This is a genomic window from Burkholderia plantarii (assembly GCF_001411805.1).
GTDB lineage: Bacteria > Pseudomonadota > Gammaproteobacteria > Burkholderiales > Burkholderiaceae > Burkholderia > Burkholderia plantarii.
This window is the reverse complement of the sequence record NZ_CP007212.1, coordinates 2,924,746-2,948,919: the sequence shown is the minus strand read 5'-3', so window position 1 is coordinate 2,948,919 and position 24,174 is coordinate 2,924,746. Positions and strand designations below refer to the sequence as shown.

The window sequence follows — 24,174 nt, the reverse complement described above, 5'->3', positions numbered from 1 at the left end:
CTCAGCGCAGATCGGCGACGGCGACGTGGTCCATGTCCTTGAACACCTGGTTCTCGCCGACCATGCCCCAGATGAACGTGTAGGCCCGCGTGCCCACGCCCGAATGGATCGACCAGCTCGGCGAGATCACGGCCTGCTCGTTGTGCACGAGGATGTGGCGCGTCTCCTGCGGCTCGCCGAGCATGTGGAACACCGCCGCGTCGTCCTGCATGCCGAAGTAGAAGTACACCTCCATGCGCCGCTCGTGCGTGTGGCACGGCATGGTGTTCCAGAGGTTGCCGGGTTCGAGCTTGGTCATGCCCATCGACAGCTGGCAGGTCTGCACGACCTCCGGGACGATGAACTTGTAGATGGTGCGGCGGTTGCTGGTGGATGGATCGCCGAGCGTCTCGGGCGAGGCCTGCCCGAGCGTGATCACGCGCGTCGGGTAGGCCGTGTGGGCCGGCGCGCAGTTCAAGTAGAACCGGGCCGGCTGCGCGGCGTCGTCGCTGCCGAACGTGACCGACCGCGCGCCCTGGCCGACGTAGATCGCCTCCTCGAAGCGCACCGCGTGGCGCTGGCCGTCCACCTCCACCCAGCCGTCGCCGCCGATGTTGATCGCGCCGAGTTCGCGGCGTTCGAGCAGGTAGCCGACGCCGATCGCGCTGCCGAGCGAGGCCGGCACCTCGACCGCGTGCGTGGCCGGCCAGACGCCGCCCACGATGATCCGGTCGATATGGCTGTAGGTCAGCTTCAGGGCGTCCGGCTCGAACACCTGCTCGATCAGGAAATGGCGCCGCAGCCCGGCGGTGTCGAGGGTTTTCGCGTGCTCGCTGTGAATGGCCTGCCTGACTTCCATCTGCTGTCTCCGTGGGGATCGGTGCGGCGGGGCATGGCGCGCCCGCTCGATGCGTTGATGTTCCGCATTAGATCACAGGATGAAAATAATCGGAACGTCGTTCCGATTATTTTTTCGCTCCAGCCAGAGCCGTCCACGGCCGCGTCGTCGTGCCGACGGAAATTACAGGGTTAACCGCGATGTAAGGTGTTATGAGAATGGAATAACGTTCCGAAATCGCCGAGGAGACGGCGGGAACGATAACGGACGCGCGCGTCCACGCATGGAGAAGCCTGTGAATATCAAAAGAGTGATCGACCGCGTGCCGGGCGGGTTGATGCTGGTGCCGATGGTGCTGGGCGCCTGCGTGCATACCTTCGCGCCCGACGCGGGCAAGTATTTCGGCTCGTTTACGAACGGGCTGATCTCGGGCACGGTGCCGATCCTCGCGGTCTGGTTCTTCTGCATGGGCGCGACCATCGACCTGCGCGCCACCGGCGTGGTGCTGCGCAAGTCGGGCACGCTGGTGATCACCAAGACGCTGGTGGCGTGGCTCGTGACGCTGATCTGCGCGCAGTTCATTCCCGACGACGGGATCAAGAGCGGGGTGCTGGCCGGGCTGTCGCTGCTCGCGATCGTGGCCTCGATGGACATGACCAACGGCGGGCTCTACGCGGCCGTGATGCAGCAGTACGGCACGCGCGAGGAAGCCGGCGCGTTCGTGCTGATGTCGCTCGAATCGGGGCCGCTCGTCAGCATGACGATCCTCGGCGCCACCGGGGTGGCGGTGTTCGAGCCGAGGCTGTTCGTGGGCGCCGTGCTGCCGTTCCTGATCGGCTTCGCGCTCGGCAACCTGGACCGCGAACTGCGCGACCTGTTCGGCCGCTGCGTCCATCCGCTGATCCCGTTCTTCGGCTTCGCGCTTGGCAACGGCATCGACCTGCACGTGATCGCCCGCAGCGGGATTCCGGGCCTGCTGCTCGGCCTTGCCGTGATCGTCGTGACGGGCGTGCCGCTGATCCTCGCCGACCGCCTGATCGGCGGCGGCAACGGCACGGCCGGGCTGGCGGCCTCCTCCACGGCGGGCGCCGCGGTCGCGAACCCGGCCATCATCGGCGAGATGGTGCCGAAGCTGAAGCCGCTCGTGCCGGCCGCGACGGCCACCGTCGCGACGGCCTGCCTGATCACGGCGATCCTCGTGCCGATCATCACGGCGATGTGGTCGCGCCGCTTCGCGAAGGCGGGCGCGGCGGTCGCCGGCGACACGAACCCGGCGGCGGGGCTGCCGGAGGTGAGGGTTCACGGGCATCAGGGGCATATCTGATTCGTTGATGCGACTCGCGCCGCGCGCCGAGGGGATCGGCGCGTCGGCAACGGGAAGCGGCGCCGCGTTGCAGCGGTCGCCGCTTTCTTTTTTCAGGCGATGGAGTGTCGTAGGCGAGGGGAGTCGGCACGATTTCGCGCGACTGTTTCGAAGCGAGACGTGCAAGCGCGGTGGCGATGCGCGGCGGCGGTCGTGGCCGTTCATTCGATGAGGCCGTTCGCGGCCGAGGTATCGTGGCCGGCGCGTGATGGCCGCCGACATGCACCGGTCTTGCGCCGGAATTCGGGCGCCATCGATGCGTGATTCGCGCGAGGCCGCGCAAATTTGCTATCTTCCGGGCTCGCCCGTTTCCTTCCCGGCAGAACCCGCCATGACCGACCGCATCGTCGCCGCTTTCGATTTCGACGGCACCATCACCACCTCCGACAGCTTCCGCCATTTCGTGCAGCAGGCCGTGGGCATGCGCCGTTTCGCCTGGGCGGGGCTGCGCGCGTTGCCGTGGATCGTCGCGATGAAGGCGGGCTGGATCTCGCGCGGCGCTGCGAAGGCGAGGTTCGCCTGGTTCGCGTTCGGGCCGATCGGGGAGCGCGAACTCGACGCGCTCGCGACGCGCTTCGTGGCCACCGAACTGCCGAGCCTGGTGCGCCCCGAGATGCTGGCGCGCGTGCGCGAGCATCAGGCGCGGGGGCATGTGGTGGTGCTGGTCAGCGCGTCGCCGTCGATCTATCTGGAGAAATGGGCGGCGCCGCTCGGCTTCGAGGCGGTGCTGGCGACGCGGCTGCGGTTCGAGCACGGCGTGTTCACCGGCCGGTTCGACGGCGAGAACTGCTGGGGGCCGCAGAAGGTCGCGCGGCTGAACGCTTGGTGGGGCTTGCAGCCGCCCGCGACGCTCTATGCCTACGGCGACAGCCGCGGTGACAAGGAGATGGCCGAGCGCGCCGATCGGGCCTGGATTCGCGGCAAGGGGCCGATGGCGGCGATCGACGTCTGAACGGCGCGATCACGGCTCGCGCTCGACGCGCTTGCCCGTCGACGCAAACGGCCCGCCTCGTTGCCGAAGCGGGCCGTTGGTCCATCTGGTGCCATGCCGCGCCTCGTGCGGGCGCGGCACGCGGGCCGTTACTGCTGCTGCGCGGCCTGCGCGGCGTCGCCGCCGATGCGCGAATAGCGGTTCAGGATCGGGATCATCTGCGCGTAGATCTTCGGGTTCGCCGCGACGATCTCGTGGCGGTGCAGGAAGTCGGCGTCGCCGTGATAGTTGCCGACGAGGCCGCCCGCCTCGGTGATCAGCAGGCTGCCCGCGGCCATGTCCCAGGCGTGGATGCCCTGCTCGAAGAACGCGTCGAGCCGGCCCGCCGCGACGTTCGCGAGGTCCAGCGCCGCCGCGCCCGGGCGGCGCAGCCCGGTACACGATTGCGTCATCTCCACGAACAGCTTCATGTAGTTATCGAGGCCGTCCTTCTCGCGGAACGGGAAACCGGTGCCGACCAGCGCGTCCGACAGGCGGTCGCGGCGGCCGACGCGGATGCGGCGGTCGTTCAGGAACGCGCCGCGGCCGCGCGTGGCCGTGAACAGGTCGTTGTTGTTCGGATCGTAGACGACGGCCTGCTGCACCACGCCGCGATGCGCGAGCGCGATCGACACGCAGTAGTACGGGAAGCCGTGGATGAAGTTGGTGGTGCCGTCGAGCGGATCGATGATCCAGACGTATTCGGATTCGTTGTCCGACTTGCCCGATTCCTCGGCGAGGATCGCGTGGTCGGGATAGGCCGTCTTCAGCGTCTCGATGATCGCCTCTTCGGAGGCCTTGTCGACTTCCGTCACGAAATCGTTCTGCTGTTTCTTGCGGATCTCGATCATGTCGAGGTCGAGCGACGCGCGGTTGATGATCTGTCCGGCGCGGCGCGCAGCCTTGACAGCGATGTTGAGCATGGGATGCATGAGCTGAATCCTGAAGCCGGCGGCACGGGCCGCCACGAGGTGGATCGAACCGGCGAAGCGGCGCCCGGCAAGGCGGGGCGGACGTTTCGTCGACGGAAGACGCGAATTGGCAAAGAGCGGGGCGCTGGCCGCACGGGCGGCCGATGTATCGGCCGGCCAATCGGGAGCGGATGGGCCTATCCGAAAGCCGGCGAGCGCGAAACCGGCATTTTACCCGAGTCGGACCTTTTTCCGAAATCGCGCGGCCGCGGGCCGATACGCGCGGGCACGGCGCGGTTCGCCGGCATGGGATCGACGGCGATCGGGTGTGATCGGGTGTGATCGGGGGGCTGGCCGTTCGGCCGGGTGGGATTGGCGCGGCGTTGGCGATACCATACCGGCAATTCTTTCAGTCGGACCGAATCACGTTGGAAAACTCGCACACCCCGCCGGCGGCGCCCGCCGGCCCCTCGTCCGCAACGTTTCCTGCCGCGGGCGGCTTCGCGTCGGCGCGCTTCGTGCTGGTCGAGCCGAGCCATCCCGGCAACGTCGGCGCGGCGGCGCGCGCGCTGAAGACGATGGGCTTCTCGCGGCTCGTGCTGGTCGCGCCGCGCGTGGCCGGCGTGCTGGCCGATCCCGAGGCGATCGCGATGGCGAGCGGCGCCGACGACGTGCTCGCCGCCACGCAGATCGTGCCGACGCTGGCCGACGCGCTGGCGGGCGTGCAGTGGTCGGTCGCGCTGACCGCGCGCAGCCGCGAGTACGGGCCGCCGCGCCTCGCGCCGCGCGCGGCCGCCGAGACGGCGCGCGCGCAGCTCGCCAGCGGCGAGATCGCGTTCGTGTTCGGCAACGAGCGCGTCGGGCTGTCGAACGAACACGTCGATCGCTGCAGCGCGATCGCACATATCCCGGCGAACCCCGAATACAGCTCGCTGAACCTGTCGCAGGCGATCCAGGTGCTGGCCTACGAGCTGCGCGTCGCGCTGCTGGCGGGCCAGCCCGGCGAGATGCACGACGGCGCGGCCGGCACGCTCGCGCGGGCCGACGAGATCGAGGGGATGTTCGCGCATCTGGAGCAGGCGCTCGTCGCGCTCGATTTCCTCGATCCGCGCAACCCGAAGAAGCTGATGCCGCGGCTGCGGCGGCTGTTCTCGCGCGCGGGGCTCGAGCGCGAGGAGGTCAACATCCTGCGCGGCATCGCCAAGCACATCGTGCTGAAGACGGGCGGCGACGAGCGCTGAGCCGAAGCCCGCGAGCGGGCCGACGGGCCTCCCGCGCCGCACGAATACCCCCGGCGCCGTTGGGGACAACGCGGCGTGTCCAGCACGCCCGCGCGAGTCCCCCTACAATCGCTGCACGTGATAAGCAAATAGCGATTGCGTATAAGGGCCGCGCGGCGCGCGGCGACGATTTCCCTCCCGGTCGAGACACGCCATGTTCACGAGACTTCGAGAAGACATCGCGACGATTCGCGAGCGCGATCCCGCTGCTCGCAGCGCCTGGGAGGTGCTGACCTGTTACCCGGGCATCCACGCGTTGATCTTCCACCGCGTCGCGCACGCCTGCTGGCGGCGCGAGCGGCGCTGGCTCGGGCGCTTCATCTCGCAGGTCGGGCGCTTCATGACCGGCATCGAGATCCATCCCGGCGCCACGCTCGGGCGGCGCGTGTTCATCGATCACGGCATGGGCGTGGTGATCGGCGAGACCGCGATCGTCGGCGACGACTGCACGATCTACCAGGGCGTGACGCTCGGCGGCACCTCGCTCACGCGCGGCGCGAAGCGCCATCCCACGCTCGAGCGCGGCGTGATCGTCGGTGCGGGCGCGAAGGTGCTCGGCGGCTTCACGGTGGGCGAGGGAGCCAAGATCGGTTCGAACGCGGTGGTCGTCAAGCCGGTGCCGGCGGGCGGCACGGCGGTCGGCAATCCCGCGCGCGTGGTGCTGCCGGCCGAGGCGAAGCCCGCGCCGGCTCGGACCACGTTCAGCGCCTACGGCATCACCCCGAACGCCGACGATCCGATGTCGCTGGCGATCCATGGCCTCGTCGATCACGCGGCCAGGGAAGCGCAGCGCGTCGACGAGATCGTCGCGGCGCTGGAGCGGCTCGGCGAGCGGTTCGAGGCCCTGCAGGCCGACGGCCGGCTCGATCTGCGACGACTGTCCGCCGTGCTCGACGGCCGCGTCGGCGAGCCGCGCTGAGCGGCGCCGGGCCGGTCGGTCAGCGCCAGTGATCGCCGCTGCCCCTGCCGACCGGCGCTGACGGTTGAACGGCCGATCAGCCGCCGCGCCGCGGCAACCCTGTTCACGATTTGGACGATGAGAAAAGAGACCGGTGCTCCGGCCGGCCTCGCGCGTTCGCGCCCGCACGAGCGCCCGCGAGTGAGCCCGGCTCAGTAGCCGAGCGGCAGCGCCTGCATGCCGTCCGCGTCGATCCTCAGATAGCCGCCGCGCGGCGTGCCGTGATCGAGATCCCAGTCGGGCAGCACCCAGCGCGCGCCCTCGGGTTCGACATGCCGCGCCGGGCGATGCGTGTGGCCGTGGATCATCGTGTCGGCGCCGCTGCGCTCGAACAGCTCGGCGATGCCGCGCCGTGTGACGTCGTAGCGCGGCAGCATCGGCCGCTCGCGGCCGGCCTCGCTCTTCGCGCGCATGCGCTCGGCGAGCGCGCGACGCCAGCCGAGCGGGCGCGCGAGGAACAGCCACTGCGCGGCGCGATTGCGCGCGAAGCCGCGAAACCATTGATAACCGCGATCGGCCGTGCATTGCGCGTCGCCGTGCGCGAGCACGATGCGCCTGCCGAACGCGAGCACCACCGACGGGTCCGGCACCAGCATCGCGCCCGCGGCCTTCATGAAGCGCCGGCCGAGCAGGAAGTCGCGATTGCCGTGCATCACGTAGAGCGCGATGCCGCGCTCCGAAAAGGTGTGCAGCAGTGCGGCGATGCGCTGCGCGAACGGATCGACCGCGAGGATGTCGTCGCCGATCCAGTATTCGAACAGGTCGCCGAGGATGAACACCGAGTCGGCGCTGTCGGCCGTGACGCGCACGAAGTGCTCGAACGCGGCGACCGTGCGGGGGATCGCCTCGCTCAGGTGCAGATCGGAGATGAACAGAAACGGGCGTGCCGCGTGCGCGAGCCCATGCTCGCCCGGCACGCCCCCGGAGACGCTTCGCGGCGGTGCTTCCTGCAGCATCGGAATGCGTCCCCGTAACGCGTCAGACCACCACGGCCTTTTCGATCACGACGTCGTCGTTCGGCACGTCCTGATGGAAGCCCTTGCTGCCCGTCTTGACGCCCTTGATCTTGTCCACCACGTCCTGGCCTTCGACGACCTTGCCGAACACGGCGTAGCCCCAGCCTTGCGGCGTCGGCGACGAGTGGTTCAGGAAGTCGTTGTCGTTGACGTTGATGAAGAATTGCGCGGTCGCCGAGTGCGGATCGTTGGTGCGCGCCATCGCGACCGTGTAGTTGTCGTTCTTCAGGCCGTTGTTCGCCTCGTTGTCGATCGGCGCTTCGGTGGGCTTCTGCTTCATGCCCGGCTCGAAACCGCCGCCCTGGATCATGAAGCCGTTGATGACGCGATGGAACACCGTGCCGTCGTAGTGGCCGGCCTTCACGTAATTGAGGAAGTTCTCCACCGTCTTCGGTGCCTTGGCGTCGTCGAGTTCGAGCTTGATCACGCCGTGGTTCGTATGCAGTTCAACCATGATGGTTCCTTCTTTAGAGGTGGGTGAAACGGCACGCGGCCGGTCGGGACGACGCGGCCGCGTGAAAGGGCGCAGCGCGCCCGGGCTTACTTGCTGACGATGCTCGCCGATTCGATCACGACCGGCTTCTGCGGGACGTCGCGCATCGGGCCGCGCACCGTGGTGGGCGTCGCCTCGATCTTCTTCACGACGTCCATGCCCGAGACGACCTTGCCGAACACCGCGTAGCCGTTGCCGTCCGGGTTCGGATAGTCGAGGCCGGCGTTATCGACCGTGTTGATGAAGAACTGCGCCGTTGCGGAGTTCGGATCACTGGTGCGCGCCATGGCAATGGTGCCCGTCAGGTTCTTCAGGCCGTTGCGGCTTTCGAGCGGGATCGGCGCGCGCGTCGGCTTCTCGTCGAAATTCTCCTTGTAGCCGCCGCCCTGGATCATGAAGCCCGGGATCACGCGGTGGAAGATCGTGCCGCTGTACTGGCCGGCCTTCACGTAGTCAAGGAAGTTCGCCACCGTCTTCGGCGCCTTCTCGGGATACAGCTCGATGCGGATGTCGCCCTGCGTGGTCTTCAGCTGCACGACCGGATGCGCGGCGGCCGTTTGCGCGTAGGCGGGCGCGGTCGCGACGAAGGCGGCGCTGCCGAGCGCCAACAACAGACGTTTCATGACGATCCTCTGGGTGAGTGAATGGGTTGGGACGACGCGGCGCGGCGCGCTGGGTACCCGCGTCAGTTCGACGGCGCCACGTAGGGCGGCGCCGCGAGCGAGCCGCCCGAGACGCCGAACTGGAACGACGGCGACAGCGGCAGCGTGGTGGTGGACACGTTCGAGGCGGCCTGGTCGGTCAGCGCGCGGGTCCGGCTCGCCGGCGCGGCGGCCGCGGCACGCTTGCCGGCCGGCGGCGAGACGATGCGCTGCAGGTCGGCGAGCCGCTGCGCGGTCGCGCCGCTCGCGTGGCCGAGCGACTGCGCGCGCTTGTACGATTCCGCCGCGAGCCGCAGGTACAGGTCGCCGAGATTCTCGTAGGCGAGGCCGTAGTCAGGGTTCGCCTTGGTTGCCGTGACGAGCGCGGCGCGCGCCTCGTCATAGCGGCCGTGTTTCGCGTACAGCGCGGCGAGATTGTTGTACGGCTCGGGCAACTCGGGATAGGCCTGCGTGATCGCGACGAACTGCTCGATCGCGTCGTCGTCGCGGTTCAGCCGGGCCAGCACGGTGCCGCGCTTGAACTGCGCCTGCACGTCGTGCGGGTTTGCCGCGATGCGTGAGTCGAGCTGCGACAGCGCCGCCGACCAGTTGCGGCTGGTGATCGACGCGTCGATCTCCGGCGTGCCGTCGGCGGTGGCGGGTGCCTTCTGTGCAAAGGCCGGAAGCGCCAACGCGAGACCGAGGACGGCGGTCGCAACGAGGGTCGCAGCGCTCGGCGCGCGGCCGCGGGAAGATTTCATAGGCTCAAATCGCAATGTTATACTCCGAGCCATTCTAGCAAATCGTCCGCGCATTCCGGCGAGCTGCGGACTGTCTTTTGCCTCTCGCGCCGTTACCGCTTCGCCCGTCGTTCGACCGACGCCTCGTTTACCGACGGCGGCGCTTCCGATCGCGGCGGACGCACCGAGCGGGTTCTCATGCAGGCGCCCGTCGCCAGGGCGGCATCCTTCGGCTCTCGTTTCATCTCTATGGAATCACTGCGCATCTACAACACGCTCGCGCGTGACAAGCAAGTCTTCGTGCCACGGCATCCCGGCGAAGTCCGGATGTACGTCTGCGGCATCACCGTATACGACTACTGTCACATCGGGCATGCGCGAATGATGGTTGTGTTCGACGTCGTGCAGCGCTGGCTGCGCACGCTCGGCTATCGCGTCACGTATGTGCGCAACATCACCGACATCGATGACAAGATCATCCGCCGCGCGGTCGAGAACGGCGAGACGATCGCCTCGCTGACCTCGCGCTTCATCGCGGCGATGCACGAGGATCTCGATGCGCTCGGCGTCGAGCGGCCCGAGCACGAGCCGCGCGCGACCGATTTCATCCCGCAGATGCTCGGCATGATCGAGACGCTCGAGGCAAACGGTTACGCGTACCAGGCGAGCGACGGCGACGTCAACTACGCCGTGCGCAAGTTCGCGAACTACGGGCGCCTGTCGGGCAAGTCGCTCGACGATCTGCGCGCGGGCGAGCGCGTGGCCGCCAACGATGCGAAGCAGGACCCGCTCGATTTCGTGCTGTGGAAAAGCGCGAAGCCCGACGAGCCGGCCGACACGAGTTGGGATTCGAAGTACGGGCGCGGCCGCCCCGGCTGGCACATCGAGTGCTCGGCGATGGGCTGCACGCTGCTCGGTCATCACTTCGACATCCACGGCGGCGGCCAGGATCTGCAATTCCCGCATCACGAGAACGAGATCGCGCAAAGCGAAGGCGCAACCGGCGAAACGTTTGTCAATTACTGGATGCACAACGGCTTCGTGCAGGTGGACAGCGAGAAGATGTCGAAATCGCTCGGCAATTTCTTCACGATCCGCGAGGTGCTGGAGCGCTACGACGCCGAGGTGATGCGCTTCTTCATCGTGCGCACCCACTACCGCTCGCCGCTCAATTACAGCGAGGTGCATCTCGATGATGCGCGCGCCTCGCTCACGCGGCTCTACACGGCGCTCAAGGACGTGACGCCCGATGCCGCTCCGCTCGATCGCGACGAGCCCTACGCGCAGCGTTTCGCGGCGGCGATGAACGACGACTTCAACACGGCGCTGGCCGTGTCGGTCTTGTTCGAACTCGCGGGTGAGGTGAACCGCGCGCGCGAGCCGGCGCTCGCGCGCCAGCTGAAGCAACTCGGCGCGCTGCTCGGCCTGCTCGGCCGCGAGCCGCGCGCCTATCTGCAACAGGCCGCGGGCGCCGCTTCGGGCGCGCTCGACGCCGACGCGATCGAGACGCAGATCGCCGCGCGCGTGGCCGCCAAGCAGGCGAGGAATTATGCCGAAGCGGACCGGATCCGGGCAGCGCTGCTCGAAGCCGGCGTCGCGCTTGAAGACAAACCGGGCGGGTTGACCGAATGGCGTCGCGTTTGATCGCACGTCGTCCGTTCCGCTGATCGACTCGTCAGGCAGGAGGCAGGATGGCAACGGGCAGGAAAGTGCCGGCAAAGCGGGCGGCGCGCACGACGACGGGTTCGTCGGCGGCCGCGAAGCGCGCGCCGGCCGGGAAGGTCGCCGCGAAGCGCGGGGCCGGTCCCGCCGCAGGCGCCAACGGCGTTGCGCACAAGCTGATCGCACGCGGCGCGGCGAAGCCCGTGCGCGCCGACGCGGCCGAGCGTCGCGAGCTCGCGGTCGACGCCGCCGACAGCGGCGCGCGGCGTGCGCGCGCCGCCGAAGCGGCCGTGCCGGTGCAGCTTGCCGACGTGGACGTGGTGGTCCGTCCGCCATATTGGGACAAGGCGTGCGCCGACCTCGTCAAGCGCGACCGGATCCTCAAGAAGCTGATTCCGAAGTTCGGCCCCGCGCATCTCGTCAAGCGCGGCGATCCGTTCGTCACGCTCGCGCGCTCGGTGGTCGGCCAGCAGATCTCGGTTGCCTCGGCGCAGGCCGTGTGGGCCGCGATCGAAGCCGTCTGCCCGAAGCTCGCGCCGCAGCAGGTGATCCGGCTCGGCCAGGAGAAGCTCGCCGCCTGCGGCCTGTCGAAGCGCAAGTCCGACTACATCCTCGATCTCGCCCAGCATTTCGTGTCGGGCGCGCTGCACGTCGACAAATGGACCTCGATGGACGACGAGGCGGTGATCGCCGAACTCACGCAGATCCGCGGCATTGGCCGCTGGACCGCCGAGATGTTCCTGATCTTCAACCTGTCGCGCCCGGACGTGCTGCCGCTCGACGATCTCGGCCTGATCCGCGCGATCAGCGTCAACTACTTCAGCGGCGAGCCCGTCACGCGCAGCGAGGCGCGCGAGGTCGCGGCGAACTGGGAGCCGTGGCGAACCGTCGCGACCTGGTACATGTGGCGCAGCCTCGACCCCGAATCCGCCGATGCGTAATTCGCTTTGACTATTGTTTTTTTGAGTCGATAGTTTTGGCCCGGTTTTGACGTGGGTGAGCGCGGTTAGAATACGCGCTGCCGCACGACCTAGGACTCTCATACATGAAGACCACGTTTCTGGATTTCGAACAGCCGATCGCCGAACTGGAAGGCAAGATCGAGGAACTGCGATTCGTGCAGGACGATTCGGCCGTCGACATTTCGGAAGAAATCGAGCGCCTGTCGAAGAAGAGCCAGCAACTGACGAAGGACCTCTACGCGAACCTCTCGCCGTGGCAGGTCTCGCAGATCGCGCGCCACCCGCAGCGCCCGTACACGCTCGATTACGTGAACGAGCTGTTTACCGATTTCCACGAGCTGCATGGCGACCGCGCGTTCGCCGACGATCAATCGATCATCGGTGGTCTCGCGCGCTTTAGCGGCAACCCGTGCATGGTGATCGGCCACCAGAAGGGCCGCGACACCAAGGAGCGCGCCGCGCGCAACTTCGGCATGCCGCGCCCCGAGGGCTACCGCAAGGCCGAGCGCCTGATGCGCCTGGCCGAGAAGTTCGGCCTGCCGATCTTCACGTTCGTCGACACGCCGGGCGCGTACCCGGGCATCGGCGCCGAGGAGCGCGGCCAGTCGGAAGCGATCGGCCGCAATCTCTACGTGATGGCCGAGCTGAAGACGCCGATCATCACCACCATCATCGGCGAAGGCGGTTCGGGCGGCGCGCTCGCGATCGCCGTGGCCGACAGCGTGCTGATGCTGCAGTTCTCCACCTACTCGGTGATCTCGCCCGAAGGCTGCGCCTCGATCCTCTGGAAGAGCGCGGCGAAGGCGCCCGAGGCCGCCGAGGCGCTGGGCCTGACCGCGCACCGCCTGAAGGCGCTTGGCCTGATCGACAAGATCGTCAACGAGCCGCTCGGCGGCGCGCACCGCGATCCGAAGGGCATGGCCGCGCTGCTGCGCCGCGCGCTTGCCGATACGCTGCGCCAGTTCCAGGGCATGAGCATCGATGCGCTGCGCGAGCGCCGCGTCGAGCGCCTGCTCGCCTACGGAAAGTTCAAGGAAACGACGCCGGGCGTCTGAGCGCCGCCGTCGTTTGCGCAAGCCGCGCGCAAGCGTGCCGCCGATGATTCCCTCGAATGACAATGCCGCGAACCGCGTCGTACTCGACGCGGTTCGCGTCGCTTTGGGCGCGCTGCCCGAGGCCGCCACGATCGCGATCGCGTACAGCGGCGGGCTCGACTCGTCGGTGCTGCTCGACGCGACGGTGCGCGTGGCCGGCGCCGCGCGCTGCGTCGCGCTGCACGTCCACCACGGGTTGAGCCCGAACGCCGACGCCTGGCTCGCGCATGCCGAGGCAAGTGCCGCCGCGCTCGGCGTGTCGTTCGACGCGCAGCGCGTCGAGGTGCCGCGCGAGAGCGGGCTCGGCGTCGAGGCGAGCGCGCGCGAGGTCCGCTACCGCGCGCTCGACGCGCTGGGCGAGCGCCACGGCGCGCAGGCGCTGTGGATCGCGCAGCACGCCGACGATCAGGCCGAAACGGTGCTGCTGCAACTGCTGCGCGGCGCGGGGCTGGCCGGCATCGCCGCGATGGCGCCGCGCTATCTGCCCGACGGGGCGACGATCGTGCGCATGCGCCCGCTGCTGTCGCTGTTGCGCGCGCAACTGGAACGCTATGCCGAGGCGCGCGCGCTGCGCTGGATCGACGACGAATCGAACGCCGACACGCGCTATGCGCGCAATGCGCTGCGCGCGCAGGTGCTTCCCGAACTCGCCGTCCATTTCCCCGGATTCCGCGACGCGCTGGCGCGCACCGCCCAGCACGCGGCGGCCGCGCAGCGGCTGCTCGACGGGCTCGCGGCCGACGATCTCGCCGGCGTGGCGCGCGACGACGGCCGCGTGCTGTCACGCGAGCGCCTGCTCGGCTTCGACGACGAACGCGGCGCGAACCTGCTGCGCCACTGGATGCGCACGCTCGGCCTGCCCGGCGCCTCGGCCGCGCGGCTCGCCGAGATGATCAAGCAGTTGCGCGCCACGCAGGTCTCGCATGCCTTGCGCATCGATCACGCCGGGCAGTGCCTGCGACTCTACCGCGACGACGTGTATTGGGAAGCCGGCGACAGCGCCGATCCGGCCGACGACGGCAGCGCGCGCGCGCGTCCGATCGCGCGGCTCGAGTGGGCGGGGCAGGAGATCTGGCATCTGCCGGCGTGGCGCGGCAGCTTCGTGTTCTGGCCGGTCGATGACGCAGACGAAGCGGCGGCCGGCTCCGGCGCCGAGGATCGGATCGCCGAGGCCGTGCTGGCCGGCGCACCGCTCGTGGTGCGCGCGCGGGCCGGTGGCGAACGGATGCGGATGGCGTCGGGCGGGCCGTCGCGCACGCTCAAGAACCTGTTCCAGGAGCGTGGCGTGCCGGCATGGCAGCGCGACGTGCCGCTGCTGCATGCCGGCGAGACGCTGCTGTTCGTGCCGCGGCTCGGCGTCAATCGCGCGCCCGAGGCGGGCGGGGCGGCGGCGGGCGGTGCCGGCCCGTACCGCCGCATCGAATGGCGGCCCGACCTGCTGATCGCCTGACTGCCGATCGGTGATCAGAAAAAGGGCCGGGTTGATCGACGAAATCACGAGAAATCGCCGATTTGAATAACAAAAAGTACCAGACCAATCCCGGCAACTTGTCAAGCGAACCTCGATAGAGTACGCTCGGACGTTTGCTCGGCTCGATTTTTTGAGCGTTTTGTGCAGGTTTTCCGCGTGACGTACCCGGTTTGCGCGGCCTGATCCGCCTACCGGGCAAATCCGCCACGCCAGCACACTGTTTTCCCCGTCGCCTTTCCCGTCGTCCCCTGCCACAAGCCGCGAGACCGAACGGTGGCGCGGCTTCCGGCGCAGTGTACCCGCGCGGTCAATTTCCAGTTCAGAACGACAATGGCACTCATCGTACATAAATACGGCGGCACTTCGATGGGCTCGGTCGAGCGCATCAAGAACGTCGCGAAACGCGTCGCGAAATGGCATCAGGCCGGCCACCAGATGGTGGTCGTGCCGTCGGCGATGTCCGGCGAAACGAACCGCCTGCTCGGTCTCGCGAAAGAAATCTCGAGCCGGCCCGATCCGCGCGAACTCGACATGATCGCGTCGACGGGCGAGCAGGTCAGTGTCGGTCTGCTGTCGATCGCGTTGCAGGAGATCGGCATCCCGGCCGTCAGCTACGCGGGTTGGCAGGTGCCGATCAAGACCGACAATGCGTATACGAAGGCGCGCATCCAGTCGATCGACGACGAGCGCGTGAAGCGCGACCTCGCGGCGGGCAAGGTCGTGATGATCACCGGCTTCCAGGGCGTGGATCCGGCCGGCAACATCACGACGCTCGGCCGCGGCGGCTCGGACACCTCGGCGGTGGCGGTGGCCGCGGCGCTTCAGGCCGAGGAATGCCTGATCTATACCGACGTCGACGGCGTCTACACGACCGACCCGCGCGTGGTGGACGGCGCGCGCCGCCTCGACCGCGTGACCTTCGAGGAGATGCTGGAAATGGCCAGCCTCGGCTCGAAGGTGCTGCAGATCCGCTCGGTCGAATTCGCCGGCAAGTACCGCGTGAAGACGCGCGTGCTGTCGAGCCTGACCGATCCTCTCATCGCCCTCGACGAAGAAATGAAGTCGGGCACCCTGATTACTTTTGAAGAAGACGAGACCATGGAAAAGGCAGTCATTTCCGGCATCGCATTTCAGCGCGACGAAGCGCGCATCGTGGTGATGGGCGTGCCCGACAAGCCCGGTATCGCCTACCAGATCCTCGGCCCGGTGGCCGACGCGAACATCGACGTCGACATGATCATCCAGAACCAGAGCGTGGCCGGCAAGACCGACTTCACTTTCACGGTCGGCCGTGGCGACTACCAGCGCGCGATGGAGATCCTGACCAGCCAGGTCAAGGGCCACGTCAACGCCGAGCAGGTGCTTGGCGATCCGAAGGTGTCGAAGGTGTCGGTGGTCGGCGTCGGCATGCGCTCGCACGTCGGCGTGGCGAGCACGGCGTTCCGCACGCTGTCGGAAGAGGGCATCAACATCCAGATGATCTCGACCTCCGAAATCAAGATCTCGATCCTGATCGACGAGAAGTACATGGAGCTCGCCGTGCGCGCGCTGCACAAGGCGTTCGAACTCGATCAGGCGTAAGCGGGCGAACGCGCGGCGCCGACATCCGTCGTTCGATGACGGCGCCGTGAATCACCGCCGGATTCGGGCCGTGGTGGCACGAAAAAAGCGTGCCGAAACATTTGACCTTCGTGCCGTGGCCATATAGAATCTTGTTCTCGTCGCGCTGCCTCCCTGGCGCGAGCGAAAGTTTGGGAGACGTGGCCGAGAGGTCGAAGGCACTCCCCTGCTAAGGGAGCATCTGGGCCAAAACCTGGATCGAGGGTTCGAATCCCTCCGTCTCCGCCAAAAGCGGTGACAAAGCCCCGCAAGTTCTCGGACTTGCGGGGCTTTTTCTTTTGCGGTTCTTTTTCGGCGTTGCTGGCTGGACTCGGATATCTGCGGCTTCAGGTGGATTAGCTGGCGTCGATGTGTCGGCGCGGCCGATGCGCTTCATGCGTGGCAACGTCCCGACTGCGAGCGGGCCATCCGTCGCCTCGCATCGCTCATTTCGCGAACTGCTCCGGGATGTCGGTAAGGCGACGCTGCGAGATCTGCTCGGTCCATTCGGTGCTGGCAGGCAGCTTGTCGTCTCGCGCGGACATCGAGTCGCGCTGCCGCAATTCGTCGGCGAGATCGGCGTAGGCGTTGATATCGAAATCATCCGAGGCGATCGCGGTGGGGCGGGCTTTGACGCCATGGCTGATCGTGGAGCGGGAGGGGCGGCGAGCCGGCTTGCCGCTGTCGATGGTCGCGCCTGCTCGAGCGGATTCACGAGCGAGATCGACAGCGTGTGAAGACGCGTGGCGGCGGGAATCGGCGCGAGCCGGCTCGGTGCCGGCTCGTGCTTGATCGCGCAACGAATCGTCGTGCAAGCGTGCGCCCGTGTCGGCATGCTTGGCGATCGGCGTGCGGCGCGGATTCGCCGTAGCGTCGGCAAGATCACGCCGAGGTGCGACGTGGGTATCGACCTGCGGCGGCGTATTCGATGCCGGGCTACGAGAACCCGAGCCGTCGGCGGCATCCCGCGAGGCGTGGATCACCGTCGTGCCTTCCGGATGCGACGGCACATAATCGATCACGATCCAGCCGAGCAGCATGGCCGCTCCCACGATGCCGATCCTGCCCGCGATTCGTCGGAACGAACGTGAGTGGCATCGCGCGGCGCGATACCGCGGTGCCTTGAATAGGCCAAATGGGCGAGCCGTTCGAGGGAAGGGTTCCGTCGCCACGCGCGCGGCCTCCCGGGGCTTGATTTCGTCCGGTGCCTGCGCGGCCGGGATCGCATGAGCTGCCGCGGCAATCGTGGCTGAAACAAAAGGGCCGTCTTGTTCGCTATCCCAACGGTACAAGGCGAGGAACGCGTCGACGTCGAGGCAGGCGGTGCGCACGATCGCCGCGTAGAGCGAACGGATGCCCGTGCGCGACTCCGCCTCGGGCGGCAGCAGCGCCCATTCGTGACCGTAGGAGGATGGCGCGGACGAGCGCGACGGCGGCATCGTGAACCGGCCTTCCACCTCGATAAATGCAATGCTGGACATGGATTCCTCGCGGTCGCCGCGTAACGGGAGCGTCGGTGGAAAGCGTCGGCACCGAGGCGTGCCGCAGCGCGATTCGGCCAGTCATTCGTCGGGCCGAACGCGCGGCAGCGGGAGACGGGCTCGGTGAGACGTGAGGCACCGGCCTTCGCGGCGTCGGGACGGCGTGCCGTCGTCACCGGGCCCCCGATACCGAAACGGGAAGCCGTCATCGCGTGTGAGGATGCCGATTCCGATCGCGCGCTGGCAATCGGAACATTTCGATGAACTTGCGATTTCCGCACAGCCATTGACGGTGGCATCCGGTTGCGCCGAGGCGCAAGGAAGCGATGCGCGAGGAGGAGTGAGTCGCCGCCGGTGAGGATCACCGGCGGCGGCAGGAATAAAAAAGTAGCGTGCGTGGTCGAAGTTGCACGCTACGAGACCGCCTGCTTCCGAGCATCGAGAGCATATAGGGTCCAGGCGGGACGCGAGAGAGAGGCTCGCGCCGAGAGAGCACGCGCATACGCGCGAAAAGCCGTCAGTAAAAAACAGGTGGTCGCCTCGCGCCATGCCGATGGCCATGGGCGCGGCGGCATGCAGGAATCGCTATGCCGCCGGTAATGCATATATGCCGCCGAGAAAGCAAAAACGAATCACGACACATCGGGCGAACCGCTCGCGCATTTCGTGATGCGCGGTCTCGCCATAATCAGTGCAGCAATATTCATGTTCCCGATCACGGGGCTTTTTCGAATCGATTTATTTCTATTCGAATGGATGCCGTGCATATTGCACCGGTATTCATTGCTTCAATTAATCTACCGCTACCCGCGGTTTTATTGCCGGATCGTGACAGCTTGCGGGCCGCTCGTGGCGCCGGCGCGAGTTATTGGTGCTCGTGCCGGGTCGTGCGTCGATTCCCGTTGCACCAGGGTCCCGACCCGTCTCGGGACCTGTAAGGATTCGACGTCTTGCCGATTTCGTGATCGATGCCCGACCTCGGGCCGCATTCCTAGATGGTACGGGCGACTGCCAGGAAAATAAAAGCTGGATTTTCTTACTGCGATGTCACTATTTCTGACATCGTGATACCGTTCGTCTCTTTTTTATTTTGATATGAATTTCAATAAAGAATGATGGTGGCGCATTAAGTTTTTCTAATGGTCGGATAGTTTTCCTCGCTTGTGTCGCAACTTTCTATCGTCAATCATGCCGATCCGGCTGAATGGCCCGGCAATGGCGGGCCGGGGTGGGCGCAATCGTGCCGCGGACCGGGGCGCCGCTTCCCCGCAAAGATTCTGATGAAGAACGAGGAGTCCAAGTGAAGGCTGTTTTCAAAGCTGTATGCATTCTGCTTTTGACGATTACCGTGGCGCATGCGCAGAGCCTGGCCGGCAAGACCTTGCGGGTCGGCAGCGATATCACGTCTCCGCCGTATATCTATTTCAATGACGCGAAACAGCCGGCCGGTTTCGATGCGGACCTGATGAACGCATTGGCCATGGCCGGTGGTTTCAAGCTGCAGTTTCTCGATACGCGTTTCGAAAGCCTGATTCTCGGCATCGAGGCGGACAAGTTCGACGTGATCGCCTCGTCGATGTTCGTCAATCCGGCACGCGCCAAACAGATCGACTTCATTCCCTACGCCACCGCGGGGCTCGGCTTCATCGTGCCGGCCCATGGCACGTTCAGCCCCGCGACGGCGACGGCGCTGTGCGGCAAGCGGGTCGGCATCATCAAGGGCGCGGCCTACATCGACACGATCCGCAAGGCCTGCGCGGCCGACGGCAAGAGCGTCGACATCCACGAATTCCCGACCTCGGCGGAAGGCACCCAGGCCGTGATGTCGGGCAACGTCGACGCCCAGGCCGACGACGTCGCGGTGCTGAAGGTCGCGGTCGGCAAGACCGGCGGCCGCCTGAAGATCAGCACGCCGGAAATCCTCTATCCGGTGGTGCTCGGCCTCGGCGTGTCGAAGCAGCATCCCGAGATCAAGGCGGCGCTCGAGGCCGCGCTCGCGAAGATCCGCGCCAACGGCGTCTACGACAAGCTGGTGCGGCGCTACAGCATGGGCGTGCCGACCGAGGCGCAATACCAGGCCGCCATCGGCGCGCAGTAACGCGATGTCGCGGGAGGTGCGCGCCGCGAGGACAGTCGGCCCGACGGCGGCGCGCCGGCGCTGCGCCGTGGTCCTCAGGATCGTCCGTGGCAGGGCGCGGGGAGGGCGGGCGTGACCGAGATCGACTGGCGCTACGTGCTGGGCCTGTTCGCGGACGGCGATTTCTGGCGTGCCGCCGGCACGGTGGTGGTGCTGTCGGTATTGACCTGGTGCCTCGGGATCGGCTTCGGGCTCGGCCTCGCGCTCGGCAAGGCCGCGCGTTTCGCGCCGCTGCGGCTCGGCGCGCGCGCCTACGTCTGGTTCTTCCGCAGCCTGCCGCTGCTGGTGCTGCTGATCTTCGTCTACAACCTGCCGCAACTGGTGCCGGCGGCCTCGGGCGTGCTGTCCGATCCGTTCCGCGCCGGCCTCGTCGCGCTGGTCGCGAGCGAATCGGCCTATCTCGCGGAAATCCTGCGCGGCGGCCTGCTCGGCGTGCCGGCCGGGCAGCACGAGGCCGGCCGCGCGCTCGGCATCGGCTTCGTCGGGCGGCTGCGGCTGATCGTGGTGCCGCAGGCCTTTCGCCTCGCGCTGCCGAGCCTCGCCAACGAGTTCATCACGATCGTCAAGCTGACCTCGCTGGTCTCGGTCATCTCGCTGGCCGAGATTCTGCTCGTCGGGCAGCGCCTCTATACGCAGAATTTCAAGGTGCTCGACACGCTGGTCGTGGTGGCGGCGTTCTACGTGGGAATCGTGACGGTATTCAACGCGCTGGTCGGCGCGCTGGAGCGCCGGCTCGACGTCACGCGCGCGCGCGACCGGGCCGAGCCGCCGCCGGACGCGCCGCGCGCGACGCGGCCCGATGCGCCGCCGCGCCGCGCGCTCGCGCCCGACAGCCCGGTGCTGATCGAGCTGGAAGGCGTCTCGAAGCGGCTCGGCGCGCGCCGCGTGCTCGACGACGTGTCGCTGCGGGTCCGGCAGGGCGAGGTGGTGTCGATCATCGGGCCGTCGGGCTCGGGCAAGACCACGCTGTTTCGCACCTTCAACGGCCTGCAGGACATCGACGCGGGTCGCATCTCGTTCGACGGCCGGCCGTGGATCGACGCGACGGGGCCTGGCGAGGCGGGCCCCGGCCCGGGCCGCAATCGCATCGCGCCGGATTTCCGCCGCCGCATCACCGGGATCGGCATGCTGTTCCAGAGCTTCAACCTGTTCCCGCATCTGAGCGTGCTGCAGAACGTGACGCTGGCGGTGCGCCATCACGGCCGCGCGCGCGGCGCCGCGGCGCGCGAGCTGGGCATGGCGGCACTCGCGCGCGTCGAGATGCAGGCGCAAGCGCACAAGTATCCGCACCAGTTGTCGGGAGGCCAGCAGCAGCGCGTGGCGATCGCGCGCGCGCTGGCGATGGCGCCGCGCGTGATGCTGTTCGACGAGCCGACCTCGGCGCTCGATCCGGAACTCGTCAACGAGGTGCTGCGCACCATCGAGGCGCTCGCCGAGAGCGGCATGACGATGGTGATCGTCACGCACGAAATGCGCTTCGCACGGCGCATCTCGGATCGCATCGTGTTCATGGAGGACGGCCGGGTGGTGGCCGACGAGGCGCCGGCGACGCTGTTCGGCGGTGGCCATGCACGCGTGGCGGCGTTCCTGCGGGAGTCCGCGCAGTAGTCGTCGGAGCCGTAATCGGAGCACTTCGCGGCGCCGGCCGCGGCGCTCGTCGGAATTGGAAAAGGAAGGTGCAGGATGGAAGCAATCGAGCCCGTGATCCACGACCCCGACGTCAGGCTCGGCGAACCGTATGGCGCCGTGGCCCGCATCGGCCTGATCGTGCTGTCGACCGACCCCGTCATCGAGCGCGACTTCCATCGCCTCGTGCCGGACGACCGGGTGGGCGTGTTCTCGACGCGCATCCCGCTGGAGACCCCGAACAGCGACCACACGTTCCTCGCGCTGGCCGACGAGCTGGAGGGCGCGGCGCGGCTGCTGATCCCCGATTCCCGGCTCGACGTGGTGGTGTTCGGCTGCACCTCGGCCTCCACGCTGATCGGGCCGCAGCGCGTGGCGGAACGGGTGCAGCGCGGCCGGCCGGGCATACCCGTCACCAACCCGGCCACGGCCGCGCTGGCGGCGCTGGCGGCGCTGAACGCGCGGCGCGTCGCGCTCGTCACGCCCTACACGGCGGCGATGACGCGCAACGTGATGCGCTTTCTCGCCGACGGCGGCATCGAGCCGACCTCGGTGCGCGTCGCCGGCTACGATACCGATCACGCGATCGGCTCGCTGCCGGAGGCGTTCTTCGTCGAGGCCGCGCTCGCGTCGCGGCTCGACGGCGCCGACGCGATCTTCATTTCCTGCACCGGCACCCGGGCGCTGAACGTGATCGACGAGATCGAGGCGCGCACCGGGCTGCCGGTGGTGGTCAGCAACCAGGCGGCTTTCTGGCACGCCCTGCGCCTCGCCGGCTGGCGCGCCCCGCTTACGGGCCACGGCCGTCTGCTCAGCGAACCCAGGTGACAATCATGAGCGCAACCATGAGCGAGACCGTCGAACTGACCCGCGCGCTGATCGCGCAGGACACCATCGATCCGCCCGGCAACGAGCATCGCGCGGCGCGCGTGGTCGCCGAGGCGCTGCGCGCGGCCGGCATCGAGCCGCTGATCGAGGAGATCGCGCCGGGCCGCACCAACCTGGTCGCGCGGATCCGCGGCGCCGGCCAGCGTGCCGCGCTGGCGTTCTCGGCGCATTTCGACACGATCGGCGTGGCGCGCGAGCAGTGGCGCGTCGATCCGTTCGCCGGCGAGATTCGCGACGGACGCCTGTACGGCCGCGGCGCCGCCGACATGAAGGGCGGGATGGCGGCGATGACGGTGGCCGCGCTGAACCTGTGCCGGGCCGGCTGGCGGCCGCAGGGCGACCTGCTGCTGACGTTCTCGGCGGCCGAGAACTCGAACTGCCTCGGCGCGCGCCGCCTGCTCGACGGCGGCCACTTTCATGGCGTCGGCGCGCTGCTGATCTCGGAGCCCACCGGCAATCGCGCGTTCGTCACGGAGAAGGGCGCGCTGTGGCTGCGCGCGAGCGCGCGCGGCGACTACGGACACAACGCGTTCTCGGAGGACCGCACGGGCGACCGCGGCAACGCGATCGTGCGGCTCGCGCGCTATCTCGACCGCGCGCACGACCTGCAGCTCGCGGCGCCCGCGCATCGCCACGTCGGCGCGCCCACCATCAACGTCGGCACGATCCGCGGCGGGCTGGCGACGCCGCTGGTCCCCCCCGAGGCGTCGGCCGACATCGACGTGCGGCTGGTGCCGGGCCAGTCGCCCGAATCGGTGATGGCGGCGTTTCGCGCGATCGCCGGGCCGCACGTCGCGATCGAGCTGCTCGATTTCAAGCCGCCGGTGGACACGCCCGACGATCATCCGTTCGTGGCGCAGTGCGTCGCGGCCTGCCGGGCGCAGGGCGTGGCCGAGCCGGGGCCGGCCGGCGTCGCCTACTATTCCGACGGCGCCGTGATCGCGCCCGCGCTGGGGCTGCCGATGGTGATCATCGGCCCGGGCGAGGTGGGCATGAGCGGCGCGATCGACGAATATGTCGAGCTCGACAAGCTGGAAGCGTCGGTGCGCATCTTCGAGCGCGTGGCCCGCGCGCACCTGGAATGAGCGCGCGGCTCGCAGCCGCGCCCGGCGCGCCGGCCCGGCGCCGGGCGTGCCGATTATCCCGATCGTTTCGACCGTTGCCGAATGGAGCCGCCCGGCCATGATCCTGCCGCCGCTGAACGCCCTGCGTGCCTTCGAGGCCACCGCGCGCCTGAAGAGCCTGTCGCGCGCGGGCGAGGAACTGCACGTGACGCACGCCGCCGTGAGCGGCCAGATCAAGAAGCTCGAGACCTGGCTCGGCCGGCGCCTGTTCGAGCGCACCGGGCGCGGCGCCGTGCTGACCTCGGCCGGCGAGCAGTATTTCCATACGATCCAGCCGGCGCTGACGGCGATCTCGGCGGTGTCGCAGTCGCTGAGCATCAACCGCCACCGCAAGGGCATCTCGGTGGCCTGCATTCCGTCGGTCGCCGCGCGCTGGCTGATTCCGGCGCTGCCGCGTTTCACCGCGCTCTATCCCGACATCGCGATCGAGGTGTCGTATTCGCGCGCGCACGAGCTGTTCGATCCCGAGCGGCACGACGTGCTGATCACGCACCAGCACATCCCGTCGAAGAACATCGCCCACGCGATGCTGTTCTCGCGCACCAACAAGCCGGTGGCGAGCCCGCAGTATCTGGCGCAAAAGCGCTGCGACGCGCAGTTGAACCACGCCACGCTGCTGCACGACGAGTTCGTCTCGGCCTGGGAGGCCTGGTTCGAGGAAGCCGGCCTGCATCCCGAGGGGCTGGTCCACGGCCCCGTGTACCAGGACTTCAACCTGCTCGCGACGGCCGTGATCGCCGGGCACGGCGTGGCGCTGTGCCCCGTCGAGGTGTTCCGCCGCGAGCTCGCGCGCGGCGAGCTGGTGTTGCTCTCGGAGGTGTCCACGCTCGACGATCACGGCTACTACCTCGTCTACGATCGGGAAAGCAGCCACGCCACGCAGGCGTTCTGCAAGTGGTTCATCGCGATCTGCGCCGAGGATCGCGACTGAGCCGCCACCG

General features: G+C 68.0%; 22 protein-coding genes and 1 tRNA gene. 16 read left to right on the top strand and 7 right to left on the bottom strand.

The genetic code is table 11. The features are described 5' to 3' along the window. Position 1 precedes the first annotated feature (1 nt). On the bottom strand, positions 2–838 hold the full coding sequence (gene kduI, locus bpln_RS12560; protein WP_055138969.1) for a 5-dehydro-4-deoxy-D-glucuronate isomerase: 837 nt from the start codon (positions 836–838) through the stop codon (positions 2–4). Positions 839–1,112: 274 nt separating this feature from the next. Between kduI and kdgT the strand changes: the two genes are divergently transcribed. Next, positions 1,113–2,141: a 2-keto-3-deoxygluconate transporter gene (gene kdgT / locus bpln_RS12555; protein WP_042626673.1), complete on the top strand. Its 1,029-nt coding sequence runs from the start codon at positions 1,113–1,115 to the stop codon at positions 2,139–2,141. A 370-nt stretch (positions 2,142–2,511) separates the two neighbouring features. Continuing rightward, positions 2,512–3,132, top strand: a complete 621-nt coding sequence (locus bpln_RS12550; protein WP_055138968.1) for an HAD family hydrolase — start codon at positions 2,512–2,514, stop codon at positions 3,130–3,132. 128 nt (positions 3,133–3,260) lie between these two features. Here bpln_RS12550 and bpln_RS12545 read toward each other — a convergent pair whose 3' ends face one another. Then, positions 3,261–4,082: an inositol monophosphatase family protein gene (locus tag bpln_RS12545; protein WP_042625426.1), complete on the bottom strand. Its 822-nt coding sequence runs from the start codon at positions 4,080–4,082 to the stop codon at positions 3,261–3,263. On the opposite strand from bpln_RS12545, the gene bpln_RS35515 reads away from it, so the two are divergent. The 3 genes from bpln_RS35515 to cysE all read left to right on the top strand — a co-directional run bounded on the left by bpln_RS35515 (position 4,077) and on the right by cysE (position 6,260). Further along, entirely contained in the window at positions 4,077–4,403 is a 327-nt protein-coding gene (locus bpln_RS35515; RefSeq protein ID WP_148654013.1) for a hypothetical protein, read from the top strand. The two genes, bpln_RS12545 and bpln_RS35515, sit on opposite strands and share 6 nt — an antisense overlap. Positions 4,404–4,444: 41 nt before the next feature. After that, positions 4,445–5,302, top strand: a complete 858-nt coding sequence (locus bpln_RS12540; protein WP_082465278.1) for an RNA methyltransferase — start codon at positions 4,445–4,447, stop codon at positions 5,300–5,302. A gap of 193 nt (positions 5,303–5,495) precedes the next feature. Continuing rightward, positions 5,496–6,260 (top strand): serine O-acetyltransferase, encoded by a 765-nt coding sequence (cysE, locus tag bpln_RS38175; RefSeq protein ID WP_042625424.1) that lies wholly within the window; start codon positions 5,496–5,498, stop codon positions 6,258–6,260. Between the two features lie 191 nt (positions 6,261–6,451). On the opposite strand, the gene bpln_RS12530 is transcribed toward cysE, so the two are convergent. From bpln_RS12530 to bpln_RS12515, 4 genes are all read right to left on the bottom strand, one after another. Next, entirely contained in the window at positions 6,452–7,255 is an 804-nt protein-coding gene (locus bpln_RS12530; RefSeq protein WP_055138966.1) for a UDP-2,3-diacylglucosamine diphosphatase, read from the bottom strand. 22 nt (positions 7,256–7,277) lie between these two features. Further along, positions 7,278–7,769, bottom strand: coding sequence for a peptidylprolyl isomerase (locus bpln_RS12525; protein WP_042625422.1), 492 nt, complete (start codon positions 7,767–7,769; stop codon positions 7,278–7,280). Between the two features lie 86 nt (positions 7,770–7,855). Continuing rightward, the gene (locus bpln_RS12520; RefSeq protein WP_042625421.1) at positions 7,856–8,431 is read right to left on the bottom strand and encodes a peptidylprolyl isomerase; all 576 of its coding nucleotides are present in this window, start codon (positions 8,429–8,431) and stop codon (positions 7,856–7,858) included. Between the two features lie 62 nt (positions 8,432–8,493). Beyond that, positions 8,494–9,210, bottom strand: coding sequence for a tetratricopeptide repeat protein (locus bpln_RS12515; RefSeq protein ID WP_055138965.1), 717 nt, complete (start codon positions 9,208–9,210; stop codon positions 8,494–8,496). A 228-nt stretch (positions 9,211–9,438) separates the two neighbouring features. On the opposite strand from bpln_RS12515, the gene cysS reads away from it, so the two are divergent. From cysS to bpln_RS12485, 6 genes are all read left to right on the top strand, one after another. Continuing rightward, positions 9,439–10,833, top strand: a complete 1,395-nt coding sequence (gene cysS / locus bpln_RS12510) for a cysteine--tRNA ligase (protein WP_055138964.1) — start codon at positions 9,439–9,441, stop codon at positions 10,831–10,833. A 47-nt stretch (positions 10,834–10,880) separates the two neighbouring features. Continuing rightward, a complete protein-coding gene (locus bpln_RS12505) occupies positions 10,881–11,792 on the top strand; it encodes a DNA-3-methyladenine glycosylase family protein (RefSeq protein ID WP_042625418.1) in 912 nt (303 codons plus the stop codon). A gap of 104 nt (positions 11,793–11,896) precedes the next feature. Beyond that, positions 11,897–12,868: an acetyl-CoA carboxylase carboxyltransferase subunit alpha gene (locus bpln_RS12500; protein WP_042625417.1), complete on the top strand. Its 972-nt coding sequence runs from the start codon at positions 11,897–11,899 to the stop codon at positions 12,866–12,868. A gap of 43 nt (positions 12,869–12,911) precedes the next feature. Further along, positions 12,912–14,357 (top strand): tRNA lysidine(34) synthetase TilS, encoded by a 1,446-nt coding sequence (gene tilS / locus bpln_RS12495; protein WP_055138963.1) that lies wholly within the window; start codon positions 12,912–12,914, stop codon positions 14,355–14,357. 351 nt (positions 14,358–14,708) lie between these two features. Continuing rightward, positions 14,709–15,959 carry an aspartate kinase gene (locus bpln_RS12490; RefSeq protein WP_042625416.1) on the top strand — a complete coding sequence of 417 codons (1,251 nt, stop codon included), beginning with the start codon at positions 14,709–14,711 and terminating at the stop codon, positions 15,957–15,959. Between the two features lie 173 nt (positions 15,960–16,132). After that, positions 16,133–16,226, top strand: a tRNA-Ser gene (locus tag bpln_RS12485). A 197-nt stretch (positions 16,227–16,423) separates the two neighbouring features. On the opposite strand, the gene bpln_RS36685 is transcribed toward bpln_RS12485, so the two are convergent. Continuing rightward, positions 16,424–17,458, bottom strand: a complete 1,035-nt coding sequence (locus bpln_RS36685) for a hypothetical protein (protein WP_158512028.1) — start codon at positions 17,456–17,458, stop codon at positions 16,424–16,426. A gap of 1,204 nt (positions 17,459–18,662) precedes the next feature. On the opposite strand from bpln_RS36685, the gene bpln_RS12475 reads away from it, so the two are divergent. The 5 genes from bpln_RS12475 (at position 18,663) to bpln_RS12455 (ending at position 24,164) form a co-directional block, all read left to right on the top strand. Further along, the gene (locus bpln_RS12475; RefSeq protein WP_244486964.1) at positions 18,663–19,556 is read left to right on the top strand and encodes a transporter substrate-binding domain-containing protein; all 894 of its coding nucleotides are present in this window, start codon (positions 18,663–18,665) and stop codon (positions 19,554–19,556) included. Between the two features lie 111 nt (positions 19,557–19,667). Further along, the gene (locus bpln_RS12470; protein WP_055138960.1) at positions 19,668–21,203 is read left to right on the top strand and encodes an amino acid ABC transporter permease/ATP-binding protein; all 1,536 of its coding nucleotides are present in this window, start codon (positions 19,668–19,670) and stop codon (positions 21,201–21,203) included. 75 nt (positions 21,204–21,278) lie between these two features. Next, positions 21,279–22,049: a maleate cis-trans isomerase family protein gene (locus bpln_RS12465; RefSeq protein ID WP_055138959.1), complete on the top strand. Its 771-nt coding sequence runs from the start codon at positions 21,279–21,281 to the stop codon at positions 22,047–22,049. Between the two features lie 5 nt (positions 22,050–22,054). Next, the gene (locus bpln_RS12460) at positions 22,055–23,194 is read left to right on the top strand and encodes a M20 family metallopeptidase (protein WP_244131921.1); all 1,140 of its coding nucleotides are present in this window, start codon (positions 22,055–22,057) and stop codon (positions 23,192–23,194) included. Positions 23,195–23,291: 97 nt separating this feature from the next. Beyond that, positions 23,292–24,164 (top strand): LysR substrate-binding domain-containing protein, encoded by an 873-nt coding sequence (locus bpln_RS12455; RefSeq protein ID WP_042625411.1) that lies wholly within the window; start codon positions 23,292–23,294, stop codon positions 24,162–24,164. The last annotated feature ends 10 nt before the right edge of the window (positions 24,165–24,174 follow it).